This is a genomic window from Pseudomonas sp. YuFO8, assembly GCF_035065025.1.
GTDB classification, from domain to species: Bacteria; Pseudomonadota; Gammaproteobacteria; order Pseudomonadales; family Pseudomonadaceae; genus Aquipseudomonas; species Aquipseudomonas putida_AE.
In genome coordinates this window covers 177816-200635 of record NZ_JAXDEQ010000007.1, presented here as the reverse complement: position 1 = coordinate 200635, position 22820 = coordinate 177816, and the positions used below count along the sequence as shown (strand labels likewise).

2 protein-coding genes are annotated in these 22820 nt (G+C 65.0%); both read left to right on the top strand.

The annotated features are described in order from the left end of the window. The gene (locus tag SOP95_RS09245) at positions 1–10983 is read left to right on the top strand and encodes a non-ribosomal peptide synthetase (RefSeq protein WP_323606896.1); all 10983 of its coding nucleotides are present in this window, start codon (positions 1–3) and stop codon (positions 10981–10983) included. After that, the gene (locus SOP95_RS09240; RefSeq protein WP_323606895.1) at positions 10983–22739 is read left to right on the top strand and encodes a non-ribosomal peptide synthase/polyketide synthase; all 11757 of its coding nucleotides are present in this window, start codon (positions 10983–10985) and stop codon (positions 22737–22739) included. Before SOP95_RS09245 ends, SOP95_RS09240 begins: the two co-directional genes overlap by 1 nt. Positions 22740–22820 lie beyond the last annotated feature (81 nt).

The window sequence follows — 22820 nt, the reverse complement described above, 5'->3', positions numbered from 1 at the left end:
ATGAATGCTGAAGACTCCTTGAAACTTGCTCGCCGGTTTATCGGGTTGCCCTTGGAAAAGCGCCAGCTGTTCCTTGCGGCCTTGCACAAGGAGGGCGTGGATTTCGCCCGGTTTCCGATTCCGGCCGGGGCCCTTGCCGAGGATCGCCAGGCGCTGTCGTACGCCCAGCGACGCATGTGGTTTCTCTGGCGGCTTGATCCGCAAAGCGGCGCCTACAATTTGCCGGGTGCGGTGCGCCTGACTGGTCGTCTGAACCTGGCGGCGCTGGAACAGGCATTCGCCAGCCTGGTGGCGCGTCACGAAACCTTGCGCACGGTGTTTGCGCCGCAGCCCGACGACAGCCTGCTGCAAGTGCCGGCCACCGCGTCGCTGGTGATCGATCATGTGGACTTCAGCGCCTTGCCGGCTAGCGAGCGCGAGCAGGCCGTGGCCGAGTCCGCCGAGCTGCAATCGGTGCTGCCGTTCGATCTGGGCGTCGGTCCGTTGCTGCGCGTCACCTTGCTCAAGCTGGCCGAACAGGAACACGTCCTGCTGCTGACCCTGCACCACATCGTGTCCGACGGCTGGTCGATGAACGTGCTGATCGACGAGTTCGTCCGCTGCTACGACGCCTTCGATGCCGGCACGTTACCGCAACTGGCGCCCTTGCCGATCCAGTACAGCGACTACGCCCTGTGGCAGCGCCGCTGGCTGGAGGCCGGCGAGCAGACGCGCCAACTCGACTACTGGCAAGCGCAACTGGGCGACGAGCATCCGGTGCTGGAACTGCCCCTCGATCACCCACGCCCGGCGATGCCGAGCTACCGCGGCACCCGCTACGAATTCGCCGTCGACGGGCAACTGGCCGAGCAACTGCGGGCCACCGCGCAGAAGCACAACATCACCCTGTTCATGCTGCTGCTCGGCGCCTTCAACGTGCTGCTGCATCGCTATACCGGACAGACCGACTTGCGCGTCGGCGTGCCGATCGCCAACCGCAACCGCGCCGAAATCGAAGGGCTGATCGGCTTCTTCGTCAACACCCAGGTGCTGCGCACGCAACTGGACGGGCAGACCCGGGTCGACGAACTGCTGCGGCGCATCAAGGAAACCGCGCTGGGCGCCCAGGCTCACCAGGACCTGCCGTTCGAGCGCCTCGTCGAAGCCTTGAAACTGGAACGCAGCCTCAGCCACACGCCGCTGTTCCAGGTGATGTACAACCATCAGCCGCAGGTCGCGGATATCTCCACAGTCACCACAGCGTCCGGCCTGGCGCTGGGCATGATCGAGTGGCAAGGGCGCACCACGCAGTTCGACCTCACACTGGACACCTATGAAAAGGGCGGCAAGCTCCACGCGGCACTGACTTACGCCAACGACCTGTTCGACGCCGCGACCATCGCGCGCATGGCGCAGCACTGGACACGGTTGCTGCAAGGCATGGTCAGTGATTCGCAGCAGCGCATCAGTGATTTGCCGTTGCTGGAACAGGCCGAGTATCAGCGCATCGTCCACGACTGGAACCGCGCTGATGACAGCGCCCCGCAGGACCTGTGCATTCATCAGATGATCAGCCAGCAAGTGGCTGCAAGCCCTGATGCATTGGCCGTGACCTGCGCGGACAAGCAACTGACCTACAACGAACTCGACCAGCAAGCCAATCGCCTGGCCCACAAGCTGATTGAGCTCGGCGTCGGCCCGGAAGTGCGGGTCGGTGTGGCCATGCAGCGTTCCGAGCAACTGTTGGTGGCCTTGCTGGCGGTCCTCAAGGCTGGCGGCGCCTACGTACCGTTGGACCCGGATTACCCGGCCGAGCGCGTCGCCTACATGCTCGAGGACAGTCGCGCGCTCGTGCTGATCACACAGCAGGCCGTCGCCGAATCGTTGAGTGTGAGCGCAGACACTCAAGTCCTGCTGATGGACGAGATCCAGTCGCTCGCCGCCTACCCGCAAAGCGCTCCGGTCACCCGCGTCACCCCGGACAACCTGGCCTACGTGATCTACACCTCCGGTTCCACCGGCAAGCCCAAGGGCGTGGCGATTGCCCATCGTAACGTGATGGCGCTGATCGACTGGTCCGGATCGGTGTACAGCCGCGAGGACATCCAGGGTGTACTGGCCTCGACTTCGGTGTGCTTCGACCTGTCGGTGTGGGAGCTGTTCGTCACCCTGGCCAACGGTGGCTCGCTGATCATCGCCCGCAACGCCCTGGAGTTGCCGCAACTGCCGGCGCGGGATCAGGTACGCCTGATCAACACCGTACCATCGGCGATCAACGCACTGCAGCGCGACGGGCAGATCCCGTCGAGCGTGCGCATCATCAACCTGGCCGGTGAGCCGCTCAAGCAAAGCCTGGTGGAGGCTCTGTACCAGCAGCCGACCGTCGAGCATGTCTACGATCTGTATGGCCCGTCGGAAGACACCACCTATTCCACCTGGACCCGCCGCGAAGCCGGTGGCCACGCCAATATCGGCCGCCCGCTCAAGCACACCGCCAGCTATCTGCTCGATGCCGAACTGCAACCGGTGCCCCAAGGCGTGTGCGCCGAGTTGTACCTGAGCGGCGCGGGCATCACCCGTGGTTACCTGTCACGGCCGGGCCTGACCGCTGAAAAATATGTACCCAATCCGTTTTCCAGCACTGGCGATCGCCTGTATCGCACCGGTGACCTGACGCGCTATCAGGCCGACGGCACCCTGCAATACGTCGGCCGTATCGATCATCAGGTCAAGGTCCGTGGCTTCCGTATCGAGCTGGGCGAAATCGAAGCGCGGCTGTTGCAGCAGGGTGGCGTGCGCGAACTGGCGGTGCTGGCCCAGGACGGCGCCAGCGGTCAGCAACTGGTGGCCTACATCGTGCCGAACGATTCGGCGTTGCTGGACGACCCCGACGCGCAAGCGACCCTGCGTGAATCCCTGAAAGCAGCGCTGCGCCAGCACCTGCCGGACTACATGGTCCCAGCGTTCCTGTTGTTCCTCGGACAACTGCCGCTGACCCCCAACGGCAAGCTCGACCGCAAGACCTTGCCAGCGGTGGATGGCAGCCAGCAGCAACGCGAACACGTCGCGCCACGCAGCGAGCTGGAGAAATCCCTCGCCGCGATCTGGCAGGACGTGCTGGCCATCGACAACGTCGGCCTGGAAGACAATTTCTTCGAACTGGGTGGCGACTCCATCGTCTCCATGCAGGTGGTCAGCCGCGCGCGCCAGGCCGGCATCGTGCTCAGCCCCAAGGATCTCTTCCAGCACCAGACTATCCGCAGCCTCGCCCAGGCGGCTCGCAGTGGCGAGCAATCGCAGATCGACCAAGGCCCTGCGGTTGGCGCAGTGGCGTTGGCGCCAGTGCAACAATGGTTCTTCGAACAAAACATCCCCGAGCGTCAGCACTGGAACCAGTCGCTGTTGCTGGTGCCGCGCGAGCCGTTGAACGTCGCAGCGCTGGAGCGCGCCCTGGAACAATTGCTGACCCAACACGACAGCCTGCGCCTGTGTTATGCACAGGCAGAAAACGCTTGGCAGCAAACCTACGCCGCCCCAACCACTAAATCGGTGCTGTGGCAGCGTCAGGCGCAATCGGTCGAGCAGCTCAACGCTTTGTGCGACGAAGCCCAGCGCAGTCTCGACTTGCACAATGGCCCGTTGCTGCGCGCAATGTGGGTGGCGATGGCCGACGGCTCTGAACGTTTGCTGCTGGTGATCCACCACCTGGCGGTGGACGGCGTGTCCTGGCGCGTACTGCTGGAAGATCTGCAGCACTTCTACAACGGCGGCAGCGCGCCGGCCAAAACCAGCACCTATCAGCGTTGGGTCGCGCGCTTGCAGGCGCATATACCAGCCTTCGAGCACAGCCTCGGCCACTGGCAGGCCGAACTGCAACACGCGCCAAAAGACCTGCCGTGCGAGCGCCCGAACGGCGCGCTGGAAAACCGTTTCGAAGAAAAACTCGAACTCAAGCTCGACACCGAGCAAACCCGCAAGCTGCTGCAACAGGCCCCGGCGGCCTACCGTACCCAGGTCAACGACCTGCTGCTGACCGCCCTGGCCCGCACCGTTTGCCGCTGGAGCGGGCAGGGCAGCACGCTGATCCAGCTCGAAGGCCATGGTCGCGAAGACCTGTTCGACGACATCGACCTGACCCGCAGCGTCGGCTGGTTCACCAGCCTGTTCCCGGTCAACCTGACACCCGCCCTTGAGCTCGGCGCATCGATCAAATCCATCAAGGAGCAACTGCGCAACGTCCCGGACAAAGGCCTGGGCTACGGCGCGCTGCGTTACCTCGGCACGCCTGAGGTTCGCGCCGAACTGGCGGCGCTGGCGCAACCGCGCATCACCTTCAACTACCTGGGACAGTTCGACCGTCAGTTCGATGAGGGGGCGTTGTTCACCCCGTCCACCGAAGGCAACGGCATGGCTCAGGACCCGGCGGCAACCCTGGGCAATTGGCTGGTGGTCGAAGGTCAGGTCTATGGCGGCGAGCTGTCCCTGAGCTGGGGCTTCAGCCGCGAGATGTTCGACACCGCGACCATCCAGGGTCTGGCCGACGACTACGCGCTGGAGCTCAACGCCTTGATCGATCACTGCTGCTCGCTGCCGGCACCGCAAGCCACACCTTCGGACTTCCCGTTGGCGCGGATCGATCAGGCGCAGCTCGATGCACTGCCAATGAATGTCGCTGCGCTCGAAGACCTGTATCCGCTGTCGCCGATGCAGCAGGGCATGCTCTTTCACACCCTGTACGAGCCGCAAGTCGGCGCCTACATCAGTCAGCTGCGCCTGGACATCGGTGGCCTGGACTGCGAGCGCTTCACCCGCTCCTGGCAGGCCGCGGTCGAGCGTCACGACATCCTGCGCAGCAGCTTCCACTGGCAAGGCCTGGACGTGGCGCACCAGGCGATTGCCCGTCAGGTCGCATTACCACTGCAAGTGCTGGAAGCGACCGATACCGACGCCCTGGCCGATGCCGAACGCGCGCAAGGTTTCGAATTGGGCACGGCACCGCTGTTGCGCTTGAAACTGGTGCGCACCGGCGCTGATACCTGGCACCTGATCTACACCAGCCATCACATCCTGATGGACGGCTGGAGCAACGCGCAGTTGCTCGCCGAAGTCATCCAGCACTATGCCGCCGGGCATGCGCTGCCGGCACCGACGGGGCAGTACCGCGATTACCTGGGCTGGTTGCAGCAACAATCGACGGTCGCTGGCGAACAATTCTGGAAAGCCGCACTGGCACCGCTTGAAGCGCCAACGCTGCTGGCCGAAGCCTTGCGTCCTCCCGTCGGTGGCGCGGGCAGCGAGGAATGTCGCGTGACCATCGACCCACGCGCGACCCAGCGTCTGGCCGAGTTCGCCCGGCAGCAGAAAGTCACCCTCAACACCGTGCTGCAAGCGGCCTGGAGCCTGTTGCTGCAGCGCTACACCGGCCAGGACTGCGTGGTGTTCGGCGCCACCGTGGCCGGCCGTTCGGCGCCGCTGCCGGGCATCGAAGAGCAGCTCGGGCTGTTCATCAACACCCTGCCGCTGGTGTGCGCGATGAAGCCGGACCAGACCGTCAGCCAGTGGCTCGGCGAGTTGCAAGGCCTGAACCTGGCCATGCGCGAGTTCGAGCATGTGCCGCTGTATGACATTCAGGGTTGGGCGGGGCAGCAGGGCTCGGCATTGTTCGACAGTTTGCTGGTGTTCGAAAACTTCCCCGTTGCCCAGGCGCTGAAGCAGGGCGCACCGGCGGGGTTGTCGTTCGGCAATTTGCATAACCACGAGCGCACCCACTATCCACTGACGCTTGGCGTCGAGTTGGGCGAAGCTTTGAGTTTCGACTTCAGCTACGACGCGGCGCGCTTCAGTGCCGCTCAAGTCGCTCAACTGTCGGCCAATTTGCAGCATCTGCTGACGCAATTGGTGGCTTCACCAGACGCGGCGCTGGGTGCGCTGGAACTGCTCGATGCCGAAGGCAAGAACGCGGTACTCGCCCTCAGCCAACCGGCCACGGTTGAGTTATCCACAGTGCTTCTGGTCCATGAACGCATCGCCGCTCAAGCCGCCGCGACTCCGGATGCGCTGGCATTGCAGGTCGACGGCCGGAGCCTGAGCTACGGCGAACTCAATGCCCAGGCCAACCGCCTGGCCCATCGCCTGATCTACAACGGTGCCGGCCCCGGCAAGCGTGTCGGTCTGGCGTTGCGTCGCGGTCCGCAGTTGATCGTCAGCCTGCTCGCGGTGCTCAAAAGCGGCGCGGCCTATGTGCCGCTGGACCCGAAATACCCGGCTGAACGCTTGGCCTACATGATCGACGACAGCCGTCTCGACGTGCTGCTGAGCGAGCCTGGCCTGCTGGAAGACCTGCCGCTGCCGACGGGGCTGGCACGCCTGCGCCTCGATGACAGCGCCGGTTATCCACAAGGCAATCCGAAGAACTGCGCGATCGCTGCCGACCTGGCCTACATCATCTACACCTCCGGCTCCACCGGCCAACCCAAAGGCGTGGCCATCGCCCACGACGCTTTACGCGAGTTCTGCCAGACCGCCGCCGATTATTCGAGGTTGACGAAAGAAGATCGCGTACTGCAATTCGCCACCTTCAGCTTCGACGGCTTCGTCGAGCAATGCTTCCCGACCCTGTGCGTCGGCGCGGCACTGATCATGCGTGGCGATGACCTGTGGGACGCCGGTCGACTGGCTGCACAGATCGTCGAGCAAGGTGTGACCGTGGCCGACTTGCCCGCCGCCTACTGGTTCCTGCTGGCCGGTGAATGTGCCAGCGGTGCAGTGCGTAACTTTGGCGCTCTGCGTCAGGTGCACGTCGGCGGCGAGGCCATGTCGGTAGAAGGACTGCGCCTGTGGCATCAGGCTGGTCTGGGTCACGTGCGCCTGCTCAACACCTACGGGCCGACCGAAGCGACGGTGGTGTCCAGCGTGCACGAGTGTGGCCTGGAGGATGCCAGCGATGCGTTCGGCATTCCGATCGGTCGCGCCATTCCCGGCCGCGCACTGTATGTGCTGGATGCAGCCGGCCAGTTGCTGCCCGCCGATGGCGTTGGCGAGTTGTGCATCGGCGCGCCGGCCTGCCTGGCGCAAAGTTATTTCGACCGTCCGGCGCTGACCGCCGAACGATTCCTCCCGGACCCGTTCGCCCGCGAACCGGGCGCGCGCCTGTACCGCAGCGGCGACCTGGCGCGCTACAACGCCAGCGGTGACCTGGAATACGTCGGGCGCATCGACCATCAGGTGAAAATTCGCGGTTTCCGCATCGAGATGGGCGAGATCGAAGCCTGTCTGCAAGCCCGGTACGAGGTACGCGAAGCGGCGGTCATCGCCCAGGATGGCACGCAACTGGTGGCGTACATCGTCGCCAGCGGCGCGGTGGTTTCCGAGGCCGACTATCTGGAAGGGCTCAAGGCCGTCATGCGCCAGTCGCTGCCGGAATACATGGTGCCGAGCCATCTGATCATGCTGGCGAAATTGCCGCTCAACAACAACGGCAAACTCGACCGCAAGGCCTTGCCGCGTGCTGAGGCCGGCGCTGCACAACGTGCCTTCATTGCCCCGGCCGAAGGCCTGGAAACGCAACTGGCGCAGGTCTGGCAGGACGTGTTGCAGGTCGAGCAGGTAAGTCGCGACGACAACTTCTTCGAGTTGGGCGGCCATTCGTTGCTGGTGCTGCAAGTGATCTCGCGGGTTCGCCAGCAACTGAACATCGAACTGTCGGTGAGCAGCCTGTTCTCCGCCACGAATCTGGCGGAATTTGCCGAGCGTGCAGTGCTTGCCGAAACCAGCGCTCAGCCGACCTTGCAACGTGCAGCCGATGATCAGGCGCCGATTCTGTCCTACGCCCAACAGCGCCAGTGGATTCTCTGGCAACTGGACCCACAGAGCAGCGCCTACAACATTCCGGCGGCCTTGCGCCTCAAGGGACCACTGAACCGCCAGGCCCTGCGCGAAGCCTTCCTGCAATTGCAGGCCCGGCACCAGACCCTGCGCACTACCTTCGAACAGGACGGTCAGCAGGCGCGTCCATTGCTGCACACGGAACTGGCGTTGCACTTCAGCGAACGGCAGCTCGATGAGTCGTCGGTCGACGCCGCCGTTGCCGAAGAAATCGCCCGGCCGTTCGACCTGCGCAACGGTCCGTTGTGGCGCGCATTGCTGCTGCAGGTCGGCGCCGAGGAGCATGTGCTGGTGCTCACCGTGCACCACATCGCCGCCGATGGCTGGTCGATGCAGGTCATGGTCGATGAATTCAGCGCGTTGTATCAGGCGGCTGTCGAAGGCAGTGCAGCCAACCTCTCGAGTCTGCCGGTGAACTACAGCGACTACGCTCGTTGGCAGCGCGACTGGCTGGAAGCCGGCGAGGGCGCGCGGCAGCTGGCGTGGTGGCGCGAACAACTGGCGGGCAGCCAGGCGCCGCTGGAATTGCCGAGTGAACTGACCCGTCCGGCTCGCCGCAGCGAACGCGGCGCCAGTCTGACGCTGAACGTCGATCGCCCACTGCTGGCCGGTTTGCGCGAGCGCGCACAGCACCAGCAAGTGACGCTGTTCATGCTGTTGCTGGCCAGTTTCCAGACCTTGCTGCACCGCCAGAGCGGGCAGTCGAGCATCAGCGTCGGCGTGCCGAGTGCCGGTCGTTCGCGCCTGGAAACCGAAGGCCTGATCGGCTTCTTCATCAATACCCAGGTGCTGCGCGCCGAGATCGACGGGCAGCAATCGTTCAGTGCGTTGCTGCAACAGGTCAAGCAGGTCGCGCTCGACGCCCAGGTGCATCAGGACCTGCCGTTCGAGCAACTGGTGGATGCCCTGCAACCGGATCGCAGCCTCAATCACAGCCCCTTGTTCCAGGTGCTCTACAACCACCAGCAGCAGATGGGGGCGAGTGTCGAGCGCGAGGTCGCCGGCCTGCAGGTGGAGCGTTTGCACTGGCAGCAACACACCGCGCAGTTCGACCTGGTGCTCGATACCCAGGAGCAGGGCGACACGCTGGCCGCCAGCCTCAGCTACGCCACCGACCTGTACGACGAGGCCTCGATGCAGCGCTTCGCCGAGCAGTGGCTGAACCTGTTGCGCGCGGTGGTTGCCGATCCGCAGCAGCGTGTCGCTGAACTGCCGTTGCTGCAAGCGCCGCAACAGCAGGCGTTGATCCAGCACTGGAACCCGGCGTTCGAGGCGCAAGCGCCATCGCCAACTCTGCATCAGCTGTTCGAAGCCCAGGCCGCGCAACGCCCGGACGCCATCGCACTGTCCTGTGAAGGCGAGCAGCTGAGCTACGCGGCGCTCAACGCCCAGGCCAACCGCCTGGCGCGCAAACTGCGTGAGCAGGGTGTCGGCCCCGAAGTGCGGGTGGGTATCGCTACCGAGCGGGCGGTGCCGCTGGTGGTCGGTTTGCTGGCGATTCTCAAGGCCGGTGGCGCCTACGTGCCGCTCGATCCGCAATACCCGGCCGAGCGCCTGAGCTACATGATCGATGACAGTGGCATCGCGTTGCTGTTGACCCAGGCTCACCTGATCGATGGCTTGCCGGCCCGCGACGGCGTGCAGGTCCTTGACCTGGCGGCGTTGCAACTGGACGCCTACAGCGACGACAACCTGGCGCCGTTGGCGACCCCGGACAATCTCGCCTACGTGATCTACACCTCCGGCTCCACCGGCCGGCCAAAGGGCGCCTTGCTCAGCCATGGCAACGTCGGGCGCCTGCTCACCGCCACCGCGGCCGAGTTCAACTTCGGCGCAGACGATGTCTGGACCCTGTTCCACTCCTATGCCTTCGATTTCTCGGTGTGGGAGCTGTTTGGCTCGCTGTGCACCGGCGGGCGCCTGGTGATCGTGCCGTATTACATCAGCCGTGAGCCCCAGGAGTTCCACCGCCTGCTTTGCGATGAAGGGGTGACGGTGTTGAACCAGACCCCGACGGCCTTCCGCCAGTTGCTGCCGATCGCCTGCGCCAGCCCGCGCCAACTGGCGTTGCGCCAGGTGATTTTCGGTGGCGAAGCCCTGGAAGTGGCCAGCCTGCGTCCCTGGTTCGAACGCTTTGGCGACCAGCAACCGACCCTGGTCAACATGTACGGCATCACCGAAACCACGGTGCACGTGACCTACCGCGCGATCCGCCTGGCCGACCTCGACGGCAAGGCCCAGAGCCCGATCGGCCTGCCGATCCGCGACCTGCGCTGGTACCTGCTCGACAGCCAGTTGCAACCGGTGCCGGTGGGCGTGGCGGGGGAGTTGTACATCGCCGGCGCCGGCCTCGCACGGGGTTACCACGGGCGTTTCGGCCTGACCGCCGAGCGTTTTGTGCCCAGCCCGTTCGATGCCGCGCAACGCCTGTATCGCAGCGGCGACCTGGCGCGCCAGCGCGCCGACGGCAGCATCGACTACCTGGGGCGCATCGACCAACAGGTGAAGATCCGCGGGTTCCGCATCGAACTGGGCGAGATCGAAGCCGCGCTGCTGGCGCAACCGGGCGTGCGCCAGGCGGTGCTGAGCGTGCATGCCGGCGACAGCGGGCCACACCTGTGCGCCTACGTCGTCGCCGAGCAAACCCCGCACGATCCGATCAGCTGGCGCGACAACCTGCGCGCCGCGCTCAAGGTCGACCTGCCGGACTACATGGTGCCCAGCCACTGGCTATTGCTCGATGCCTTGCCGCTGACCAGCAACGGCAAGCTCGATCGCAAGGCCTTGCCGCTACCGGATGCCGAGGACTGGCAACGACCGTTCGAGGCCCCCGAGGGCGAGCTCGAACAGCAACTGGCAGCGATCTGGGCCGAGGTGCTGGGCGTGGCGCAGATCGGCCGGCGCGACAACTTCTTTGAATTGGGCGGGCATTCGTTGCTCGCCGCCCAGGCCAGTGCCCGTGTGGAACTGGAACTGGGCATCGAGCTGCCACTGCGCGCGCTGTTCGAAAGCAACGACCTTCAGGCTTATGCCGCCACCGCCGGGCAACAAGCCCCGACCGACAACGATGCCCGTCTGGATGCGCTTGAGTCGCTGCTGGACGAGATGGAGATCAACTGATGGAACACAGCACCGCCTCGCGTATCGCCACCCGCTTCGCTGGCCTGCCTGCCGACAAGCGCCGCGAGTTTCTGAGCAAAATGCAGGAGCAGGGCGTGAGCTTCGGCCAACTGCCGATCCCGCCTGCCGCCGCGCTGCAATCGTCGTTCGAGCTGTCCTATGCGCAGCAGCGCCAGTGGTTCCTCTGGCAGCTCGACCCGCAGAGCAGTGCCTACAACATTCCCGCGGCCCTGCGTCTCCAAGGCCCGCTGAATGTCGCGGCGTTGCAGCAGAGTTTCGATGTTTTACTGGAGCGGCATCAGAGCCTGCGCAGCCGATTCGTCGAGGATGACGGCCAGGTGCTGCAGACCTTGGCCACGTTCACCACGCTCCCCATCGAGCAGCACGACCTGCGCGGCGAGCCCGAGGCCCAGCGCCTCGAATTGGCGATGCAAAAAGTCGAGCAGGAAATCGCCCGACCGTTCGATCTGCAACACGGCCCGCTGTTGCGCGTCAGCCTGTTGCAGCTGGATTTTGATGACCACGTGCTGGTGCTGACCCTGCACCACATCGTCACCGACGGCTGGTCGATGGGCGTGTTGGTGGAGGAGTTTTCCCAGTTGTATGCCGCCCATTGCCAGGGCCGCAGCGCACAGCTGCAAGCGCTGCCGATCGAGTATTCGGACTACGCTGCGTGGCAGCGACGCTGGATGGAAGCCGGCGAGCTTGAACGTCAACTCGATTGGTGGCGTGGCAAGCTCGGCAGCGAACAGCCGCTGCTGGAATTGCCGACCGATCGCCCGCGTCCTGCGCAACCGAGCCAGCGTGGTGCGCGCCTGGATTTCGCCCTGGACGCCACCCTCGCAACCGGCCTGATGGCCCTGGCCAGACAGCGCGGCGTCACGCCGTTCATGCTGCTGCTGGCCAGTTTCCAGGCCTTGCTCTATCGCTACAGCGGTCAGGCCGACCTGCGCATCGGCGTGCCGATCGGCAACCGCAATCGCGCCGAGACCCGTGGCCTGATCGGCTTCTTCGTCAACACCCAGGTGATGCGCGCCGAACTCGACGGGCGCCTGCCGTTCACTCAGTTGCTCGACCAGACCCGCGCCTTTGCCCTGGATGCCCAGGATTATCAGGACCTACCATTCGAGCGCCTGGTGCAGACGCTGCAAGGCGAACGCAGCCTCAGCCACAGCCCGCTGTTCCAGGTGATGTTCAACCACCAGCAGGCCAAGCCCGCCGCCGTCGGTGGCTTGCTGGCCGGCCTGCGTGTGGAGGCGTTGAACGCCACGGCGCACACCACGCAATTCGATCTGCAACTGGACACCCAGGAACAGGGCGACCAACTGTTCGCCAGCCTGACCTACGCCACCGACCTGTTCGATGCCGAGCGCATCGAGGACCTGGCCCGGCATTGGCGCAACTTGCTGGCCGGGGTGCTGGCAAACCCGCAAACGCCGCTGGCCGAATTGCCGTTGCAGGAGGCCGACGAGCGCCTGCGCATGCTCGACGACCTCAACGACACCGCTCAGGTCTATCCGGGCGAAGTCTGTGTACAACGGCATTTCGAAGCACGGGTGCTGGAAAATCCTCAGACGACGGCGCTGGTGTTCCAGGGCCAGTCCCTGAGCTATGCCGAGTTGAACCTGCGCGCCAACCGCCTGGCCCACCACTTGCGCACCCAGGGTGTCGGCCCGGAAGTGATCGTCGGCATCGCCTGCGACCGTTCGCTGGAAATGGTCGTCGGGCTGCTGGCGATCCTCAAGGCCGGCGGTGCCTACGTGCCACTGGATCCGGAATACCCGCTCGATCGCTTGAGCTACATGATCGAAGACAGCGGCATAACACTGCTGCTGACCCAGGAACACCTGCTGGCGCAACTGCCGACGCCGGACACCGTGCGCACCCTGTGCCTGCACGCCGATGCCGACTGGTTGAGCGACTTGCCAGGCAGCGATCTGCCGAACCTGGCGGTGGCGGAAAACCTCGCCTACATGATCTACACCTCCGGTTCCACCGGCAAACCCAAGGGCGCCGGCAACCGCCACGTGGCGCTGCACAACCGCATCGAGTGGATGCAGGCCGCCTATGACTTGCGGCCCACGGACCGCGTGCTGCAGAAAACCCCGTTCAGTTTCGACGTGTCGGTGTGGGAGTTTTTCTGGCCGCTGATGAAAGGCGCCACCCTGGTGATCGCCGCCCCGGGTGAGCATCGCGATCCGCAACGCCTCGCCGCGCTGATCGTCGAGCAGGCGATCACCACGCTGCACTTCGTGCCGTCGATGCTCTCGGCGTTCATTGCTGCCGACGAAGCCTTGGCCTGCACCTCCCTGACCCGCATCATCTGCAGCGGCGAAGCGCTGCCGATGGAGCTGCAACGCCAGACCCTGCGCAGCCTGCCGCAGGCCAACCTGTACAACCTGTATGGCCCGACCGAAGCGGCCATCGACGTGACCCACTGGACCTGTGTAGAAGAGGGCCGCGACAGCGTGCCGATCGGCCGACCGATCGCCAACCTGCGCACCTATATCCTCGACAGCGAACTGCAACCGCTGCCGCTAGGCGCGGTGGGTGAGTTGTACCTCGGTGGCGTCGGCCTGGCCCGGGGTTATCACCGTCGCGGCGCACTCACCGCCGAGCGTTTCGTGGTCGACCCGTTCGGCAGCGGCGAGCGCCTGTACCGCACCGGTGACCTGGCGCGCTACCGCGCCGATGGCGCCATCGACTACTGCGGGCGGATCGACCACCAGGTGAAGATTCGCGGCCTGCGCATCGAACTGGGGGAGATCGAAGCGCGCCTGCAAGAACACGCCGACGTGCAGGAAGCCGTGGTGCTGGCCCTGGACGGCCCGAGCGGCAAGCAACTGGTGGCCTACATCGTGCCGCAGGATCGTGCGTTGCTAGACGCCGATGCGGCGCAACAAGGCGCCTGGCGCGAAACCCTGAAAAGCCATCTGCTCGGCAGCCTGCCGGACTACATGGTGCCGGCGCAGACCGTGCTGATCGAACAGATGCCACTGAGCCCCAACGGCAAACTCGAGCGCAAGCGCCTGCCGGCACCGACCGCGCAGGTCAGCCAGCGTGCATTCGAAGCGCCACGCACTGAACACGAGCGCGTGCTGGCGCAGATCTGGCAGGACGTGCTGGGCGTGGAGCCGGTCGGGCGCCAGGATAACTTCTTCGAACTGGGCGGTGACTCGATCATTTCGATCCAGGTGGTCAGCCGCGCCCGCCGGGCCGGCCTGAGCCTGCAACCGCGCGACCTGTTCCAGCAGCAGACCCTGCAAGCGCTGGCCGCAGTGGTGAAAGAGCAGGCCGCCCCGGTGGCGCAACAAGGTCCGGTAGACGGCGTGCAAACCCTCACACCGATCCAGCGCTGGTTCTTCGAAGAACCGATCCCGCAGCGTGCCCACTGGAACCAGGCGGTGTTGCTGACGCCGCGCGAAACCCTCGAACTGCCGCGTCTGCAAGCTGCCCTGCAACGGCTGCTCAAGCAGCACGATGCCCTGCGCTTGCGTTTCAGTCAGGTCGACGGCCAATGGTCGGCGCGCTATGTCGGTGCCGACAGTGCCGATGTCATCGACATGCTCTGGACCGCCCGCGTCGCCAGCGATGCGTCGCTCGAATCGGTGTGCGACGAAGCCCAGCGCAGCCTCAGCCTGCAAGACGGGCCGCTGCTGCGCGTGGCGCTGATCGCCCAGGCTGACGGCTCGCAACGCTTGTTGTTGGTGATCCACCACTTGGCGGTGGACGGTGTTTCGTGGCGGGTGTTGCTGGAAGATTTGCAGGCCGCGTATCAAGGTGAGGAACTGCCGCCGAAGACCAGCGCCTTCCAGGCTTGGGCAGAAAAACTCGGTACCTACGCACGCTGCGAAACCGCCACCGACGAACTTAACTGGTGGCAGGCTCAACTGACTGGCGCCAGCGATTCGCTGCCAGCGGCCAACGCGCAAGCAAGCCAGGCCGGGCATCTGCGCCAGGGCGTGAGCATCGGTCTGGACCGCGAACAAACCCGTCAGCTGTTGCAACAGGCGCCGGCGATCTACCGCACCCAGGTCAACGACCTGCTGCTCACCGCGCTGACTCGCACCCTCAGCCGCTGGACCGGTCACGAATCAGCGCTGATCCAGCTCGAAGGCCATGGCCGCGAAGAGCTGTTCGACGACATCGACCTGACCCGCACCGTGGGTTGGTTCTCCAGCCTGTTCCCGGTGCGCCTGACGCCGACGGCCGACCTCGGCGGCTCGATCAAGGCGATCAAGCAGCAACTGCGGGACATCCCCGGCAAAGGCCTGGGCTATGGGCTTTTGCGCTACATGGGCGATGCCACGGCCCAAGCGGCTTTGGCTGCATTGCCGCAAGCACGGGTGACCTTCAACTACCTCGGCCAGTTCGACCAGAGCTTTGCCGAGGACGCGCTGTTCACGCCTTCAAGTGAGTCCAGCGGAGCTGCGCAATCGGCGGACGCACCCTTGCCGAACTGGCTGTCGGTGGACGGTCAGGTGTATGGCGGTGAACTGAAACTCGACTGGACCTTCAGCCGCGAATGCTTCGACCGGCGCGAAATCGAGGCCCTGGCGAACGATTTCCGCGCTGAACTGCTGGCGCTGATCGAGCATTGCCTGAGCGAGGGCGCGGGCGGCGTGACCCCGGCGGACTTCCCGCTGGCGCGACTGACCCAGGCGCAACTCGATGGCCTGCCAGTGCCACCGGCGCAGATCGAAGATATGTATCCGCTGTCGCCGATGCAGGCCGGTTTGTTGTTCCACAGCCTGTACGAGTCGGATTCCGGCGCCTACGTGAACCAGCTCAGCGTCGAGGCTCGCGGTCTCGATGCCGAACGCCTGGGCCGCGCCTGGCAAGCGGTGCTCGACAGCCACGCGATCCTGCGCAGCAGCTTCCACTTCCCCGAAGGTTTCGAGGCGCCGGTGCAACTGGTGCATCGTCATCTGCATTTGCCGCTGACCTGCCTCGACTGGCGCGGCCGCGATGATCAGGCCGAGGCGCTGGCGCAACTGATCGCCAGCGAACGCCTGCAACTGGATTCGACCCGGGCGCCACTGATGCGCCTGACCCTGGTGCGCCTGGACGACGAGCGTCAGCAACTGATCTACACCCACCATCACCTGTTGCTCGACGGCTGGAGTAACTCGCTGCTGCTGAGCGAAGTCCTGCAGCGTTATGCGGGGCAAGAGATTCAGGCGCCGACCGGGCGTTTCGCCGACTACATCAGTTGGCTGCAACGTCAGGATGCGCAAGCTGACGAACTGTTCTGGCGCGAGCAACTGGCATCCCTCGACAACCCGACGTTGTTGGCCCAGAGCCTCGCCAATGTCGACAGCAAGGTGGACGCAGGCTTTGCCGACCACCGCCAGACCTTCGACGTCGCCACCAGCAAGCGCTTCAGCGACTTCGCCCGGCAGCAAAAAGTGACCCTCAACACCCTGGTGCAAGGCGCCTGGGCACTGCTGTTGCAACGCTACAGCGGCCAACGCAGCGTAGCGTTCGGCGCCACCGTGGCCGGTCGCCCGGTGGATTTGCCTGGGGCCGAAAGCCAGCTCGGCCTGTTCATCAACACTTTGCCGGTGATCAGCAGCCCGGATGCTCTCGAAAGCGTCGGGCAATGGCTGACGCGCTTGCAGGCGCAAAACCTCGAGCTGCGCGAGCATGAATTCACCGCCCTGGGTGACATTCAGCGTTGGGCCGGGCGCGCCGGCGAACCGCTGTTCGACAGCCTGCTCGTGTTCGAAAACTTCCCGGTGGCCGAAGCCTTGCAACAGGGCGCACCGGCCGGGTTGAGCTTCTCGATTCCGCAGAACCATGAGCGCACCAACTTCCCGCTGACCCTGGCGGCCACCGCTGAGAGCCAGCTCAGCCTGAACTGGAGCTACCAGTGCAGCCATTTCAGCAGCACTGCCATTGCGCGCATGAGCGAACATCTGGCCGCATTGTTGGCTGCGATGGTCGCTGCGCCTCAGGCCGCTTTGAGTGAGCTGGACCTGCTGACTGCGCCAGAACGCACCCAGCAATTGCTGGAATGGAACCCGCCGTTCAGCGCGCAGGAAAACCCGCTGTGCGTGCATCAACTGATCGAGGCCCAGGCCGTTATCCGGCCTGACGCCACGGCGTTGATCTTCAACGAACTGGAGCTGAGCTTCGACCAGCTCAATCGCCGCGCCAACCGCCTGGCCCACCACTTGCGCGGGCGCGGCATCGGCCCGGAAGTGCGGGTCGGCCTGGCCATGCAACGCTCGCCGGAGATGATCGTCGGCCTGCTGGCGATCCTCAAGGCCGGCGGCGCCTACGTGCCGCTGGACCCGGCCTACCCGGCGGAGCGCCTGCGCTACCTGATGGACGACAGCGGCATTTCCCTGCTGATCAGCCAGTCCTGGCTGCGGGAAAAACTGCCATTGCCCGAAGGCCTGGCGGTGCTGGAAATCGACCGCGAGCCGCTGGAATTCATGGCGGACAGCGACCCGGTCAACCTGACCTGCGGCGAAAACCTCGCCTACCTGATCTACACCTCCGGTTCCACCGGCCGGCCGAAAGGCGTCAGCGTGGCCCACGGTCCGCTGGCCATGCATTGCCTGTCGATCGGCGAGTTGTACGGCATGACCCCGGACGACCGCGAACTGCAATTCGCCTCGATCAGCTTCGACGGCGCCCACGAGCGCTGGCTGACGCCGCTGGTGTTCGGTTCGGCGGTGATGCCCCGCGACGACGAGTTGTGGAGCGTGGAGCGCACCTGCGCCGAGATCGAAAAACACGACATCACCATCGCCTGCTTCACCCCGAGTTACCTGGCGCAGATCGCCGACTACATGGGCGAAGCCGGGCGCGATCTGCCGATCCGTTCCTACACCCCGTGCGGTGAGGGGATGGCCAAGCATGCCTTCGACGAAGTGCAGCAGGTGCTGCAACCCAAGCGCCTGATCAATGGCTATGGCCCGACCGAAACGGTGATCACGCCGCTGATCTGGCTGGCCTATCCGGATACCGAGTTCGATTCGGCGTTCATGCCGATCGGCCGGCCGGTGGGCAACCGCAGCGCCTACATTCTCGACGGCGGCTTGCAGCCGTTGCCGGTCGGCGTGGCGGGTGAGTTGTACCTGGGCGGCGAGGGCGTTGCCCGGGGTTATCACCAACGTCCTGACCTCACCGCCGAGCGTTTCGTACCGGACCCTTTCGTGCCAGGGGCGCGCCTGTACCGCAGTGGCGACCTGGCGCGGTTCCGTGCCGATGGCGTGGTCGAATACCTCGGCCGTATCGACCAGCAAGTGAAGATTCGCGGCTTCCGTATCGAGCTGGGCGAAATCGAAGCCTGCCTGATGGAGCACGAAGGCGTGCGTGAAGCCTTCGTCATCGACCGCGAAGGTCCGGTGAGCCGTCAACTGGTCGGCTACGTGGTGCCGCGCGATCCGCTGGCCAACGAGCAGGACCTGCATGAAGCACTGACCGCACACCTGCGCAGCCGTCTGCCGGCGCACATGTTGCCGGCGCACTTGATGTGCCTGGCGGCATTGCCGCTGACGCCGAACGGCAAGCTCGATCGTCAGGGCCTGCCGGCACCGGAGGCATCACGTCAGAGCCTCGACCAGGTGGCCGCCGCGTCGCCGGCCGAAGCACTGCTGGTGGAGATCTGGCAGGAGCTGCTGGGCCTGGACTCGGTGGGCGTCACCGAAAACTTCTTTGAACTGGGCGGTGACTCGATCATCTCGCTGCAGGCGGTGAGCCGTGCCGGGCAGCGTGGACTGGTGTTCAGTCCCAAGCAGTTGTTCGAACAGCAGACCATTCGTGCACTGGCCGCGGTGGCGAGCCGTGATGAAGCGGCGTTGGTCGAAGCGCCGGCAGTCGAGGCGTTTGCCTTGGTGCCGCACATCGATCTCGCCGCCCGCGATGGCTTGCAAGACCTGTATCCGCTGTCGCCGATGCAACAGGGCATGCTGTTCCATTGCCTCGAATCGCCGCAGCTCAACCCCTACGTCAACCAGTTGAGCGTGGCGGTTGACGGCTTGCAGGTGCCGCGATTCCGCGCAGCCTGGCAAGCCTTGATCGAACGTCATGAAGTACTGCGCGCCGCCTTCCGCTGGCGCGATGGCTTGGCCGATCCGCTGCAGGCGGTGTTTGCCAGCGTCGAGTTGCCCATCGAAGAACTCGACTGGCGTGAGCGCAGCGACACCGAGCAGGCGCTGAGTGAACTGGCGGCCGCCGAACAGGCCAAGGGTTTCGACCTGAGCTGCCCGCCGCTGATGCGCTTTGTGCTGGTGCGCCTGGGTGAAGATCGCTACCAAATGATCTGGATCTACCATCACCTGCTGCTGGACGGCTGGAGCGCTTCGCGCCTGCTGGGCGAAATGCTGCGCCTGTACCACCACACCAGCCTGCCGGCGCTGACCGGACGTTACGCCGACTACATCGCCTGGCTGCAACGCCAGGACGAGGCACAGGCAGAAAGCTTCTGGCGTGAGCGCCTGGCGTCGCTCGAGGCACCGACCATCCTGGCCACGGCATCGGGTGCCACAGGCTCCGGCCACGGCGTGATGTACAGCGACCTCGACGCCCAGGCGACACGCAAGCTGCACAGCTTCGCCAAGCGTCAGCGCGTCACCCTCAACACTTTGGTGCAAGGCGCCTGGCTGTTGTTGCTGCAACGCCACAGCGGCCAACGCAGCGTGGCGTTCGGCGCCACGGTGGCGGGGCGGCCGACGGGGCTGGCCGGTGCGCAGGACATGCTCGGCCTGTTCATCAACACCTTACCGGTGATCCAGACCCTCGACCCGCAACAGCCGCTGGGCGAGTGGCTGCGTGACCTGCAGGATTACAACCTGGCCGTGCGCGACTACGAACACACGCCCTTGTCCGACGTCCAGCGCTGGGCCGGGCAGGGTGGCCAGGGTCTGTTCGACAGCATCATCGTGTTCGAAAACCATCCGGTGGACCGTGCCTTGCGCGGTGGCGAGGAAGGCGAGCTGCGCTTTGCCGAAGTCGGCAGCGGCGGCGTCACTAACTTCCCGATGGACCTGATGGTCAGTGCCAACGATGAAGGTCTGGAAGTCGAATACCTGTACCTGCGTGATCGCTTCAGTGAGCAGGAAGTGGAGCGGATTCGTGCGCAGATGGAAGGTTTGCTGCGCGCTCTGCCAGAGGATGCGGACTGCCTGCTGGGCAACATCGGCCTGCCGCAAGCGCGCCTGAGTTTGCCGCAAACCTCCAGCGATAACGCTGATCTGCTGCACAGCTTCAATCAGCATGTGCGCAACCAGCCGCAGAAAGTGGCCTTGTTCTGCGAGGATCGCGAAGTCAGCTACGCCGATCTTGAAGCCCAGGCCAATGCGCTGGCTCATCAGTTGATCGCCCGCGGCATCGGTGCGGAAAGCATGGTCGCGGTGGCCTTGCCCCGCTCGGAACGCACCATCGTCGCGTTCCTGGCCGTGCTCAAGGCCGGTGCGGCGTATCTGCCACTGGACCTGTCCTACCCGGCCGAGCGCCTGGCCTACATGCTCAGCGATTCGGCCGCCAGCCTGTTGCTGTGCGACAGCGACCTGGGTGATCGCCTGGCCCTGGCTGACAGCCCGCCACGCCTGTTGCTCGATCAACTGAGCGTTGCGGGCAGCCCCCAGTGCCCTGTTGTCGAACCACTGCCGGGTCACCTGGCGTACCTGATCTACACCTCCGGCTCCACCGGCCAACCCAAGGGCGTCGCGGTGGAACGTGGGCCGATTGCCCGGCATTGCCGCGGCATCATCGACCTCTACGAACTGGCGCCACGCAGCCGTGAACTGCACTTCATGTCGTTCGCCTTCGACGGTGCCCAGGAACGCTGGCTGAGTGTGCTGTTGGCCGGCGGCAGCCTGGTGATCCGCGAAGACAACCTGTGGACCCCGGAACACACCCTGGAGGTGCTGCATCGCCACAGCATCAGCGTCGCCTGCTTCCCGCCGGCGTACCTGCAACAGATGGCCGAAGTAGCCGAGCGCCTGGGCAATCCGCCGGCGGTCGAGGTGTACTGCTTTGGCGGCGATGCGGTGCCGGATGCCAGCTTCGAACAGGTCAAGCGCACCTTGCGCCCGCAGCGCCTGGTCAACGGCTACGGCCCGACCGAAACCGTGGTTACACCACTGCTGTGGCGTGCCGAAGCCAGCGAAACCTGCGAGGCGGCCTATGCGCCGATTGGCCGTGGCGTGGCGGGCCGTGGCCTGTACATCCTCGACGCCGACCTCAATCCGTTGCCGGTGGGTGTCAGCGGCGAGTTGTACCTGGGCGGCGAATGCCTGGCGCGGGGTTATCACCAGCGGCCGGGCATGAGCGCCGAGCGCTTCATTCCCGATCCGTTCGAGGCCGGTGGCCGCATGTACCGCACCGGCGACCTGGTGCGCCAGCGCGAATGCGGCTTGATCGACTACCTCGGCCGGCTCGACCAGCAAGTGAAGATCCGTGGTTTCCGTATCGAGCTGGGCGAGATCGAAGCCCGTCTGCGTGACTGCGCCGCTGTGCAGGATGCCGCCGTGGTGGTGCACGACACGCCGACCGGCAAACAGTTGGTCGGTTACGTGGTGGCCGCTGCTGCCACCGGACTGGATCGACGCTTGAAGGCCGATCTGCAAGCGCAGATGCCTGACTACATGGTGCCGGCACGGATCCTGGTGCTGGAGCGCTTCCCGCTGTCGGCCAACGGCAAGCTCGATCGTCGCGCACTGCCTGTGCCGGAATGGGCACTGGGCGGTTACCGCGCGCCGCGCAACGCGCTGGAAAGCGCGCTGGCGACGATCTGGCAAGAGGTGTTGGGGGTGCCGCAAGTGGGCATCGATGACAACTTCTTTGAACTCGGCGGCGACTCATTGCAGGTGCTCAAGGTCATCTCGCGGGTGCGCAGCCAGCCGCAACTGGGCTTCGAATTGAAACTGCGCGACCTGATGCAGAAACCCTGCATCGCCGAACTCAGCGGCTATCAAGTCGCAGAACCTGCACAAGCGCCGGACCCGCTGCTGGCGCTGAATGGCCGGGTCAGCAACGTGCCGGCGCTGTTCTGCCTGCACGCCGGTTTCGGCACGGTGTTCGACTACGAGCCGCTGGCCCGTCGCCTCGAAGGCCGGCGCACGGTGTACGGCCTGCAATGCCGCATGCTGCTCGACCCGCAGTGGCAGGACGAGTCGCTGCTGGCCATGGCCCAGGCCTATGCCCAGCGAATCCGCACACAACAGCCGCAAGGACCGTACTACCTGCTCGGGTGGTCGCTGGGTGGCGCATTGACGCAACTGGTCGCCCATGAACTGGAACGCCAGGGGCAGACGGTGGCGTTCGCCGGGCTGGTCGACACTTATGTGGCGGGGACGGCGGAAGCGGGGGACTGGCGCGAAGACCTGGCGGACTTCCTTAAGTTTGTCCTCGGTCAACCGTCTGTAGAAGCACAGGCCTTGATTGCTTCGAAAACCACAGGCCTGAACGAACGCGAAGGCGCCACCGCAGTGATCGAAGCAGCCATGCACGGCGCCAATGGCCACGCGGCGTTGGGTGCCAGTGAACTGACGCAGATCTTCGCTACCGGTTCGTCGCTCAAACAGCTTGCGCTGTCGCAGCGACAACTACCGAAAATTCAGGTCTCGGCCCATCGCTGGTGGGTAGCCGGACGCGAGGACGAACGCCGGGTGTTCGAAGCCCAGGTCGGCAATCACGGCATTGATCGCTTGTTGGCCGGCGGCCACTACGAGCTGCTACGCAGCGACGAATTGCTCGACGACCTCGAACACCTACTGGAGCGCACCCCAACCACCGCCTGACAACACCGCACCCCTGTAGGAGCTGGCTTGCCAGCGATGGTAGCCAACGATAACGCGTGTTTGTTGGATAAACACACCCCC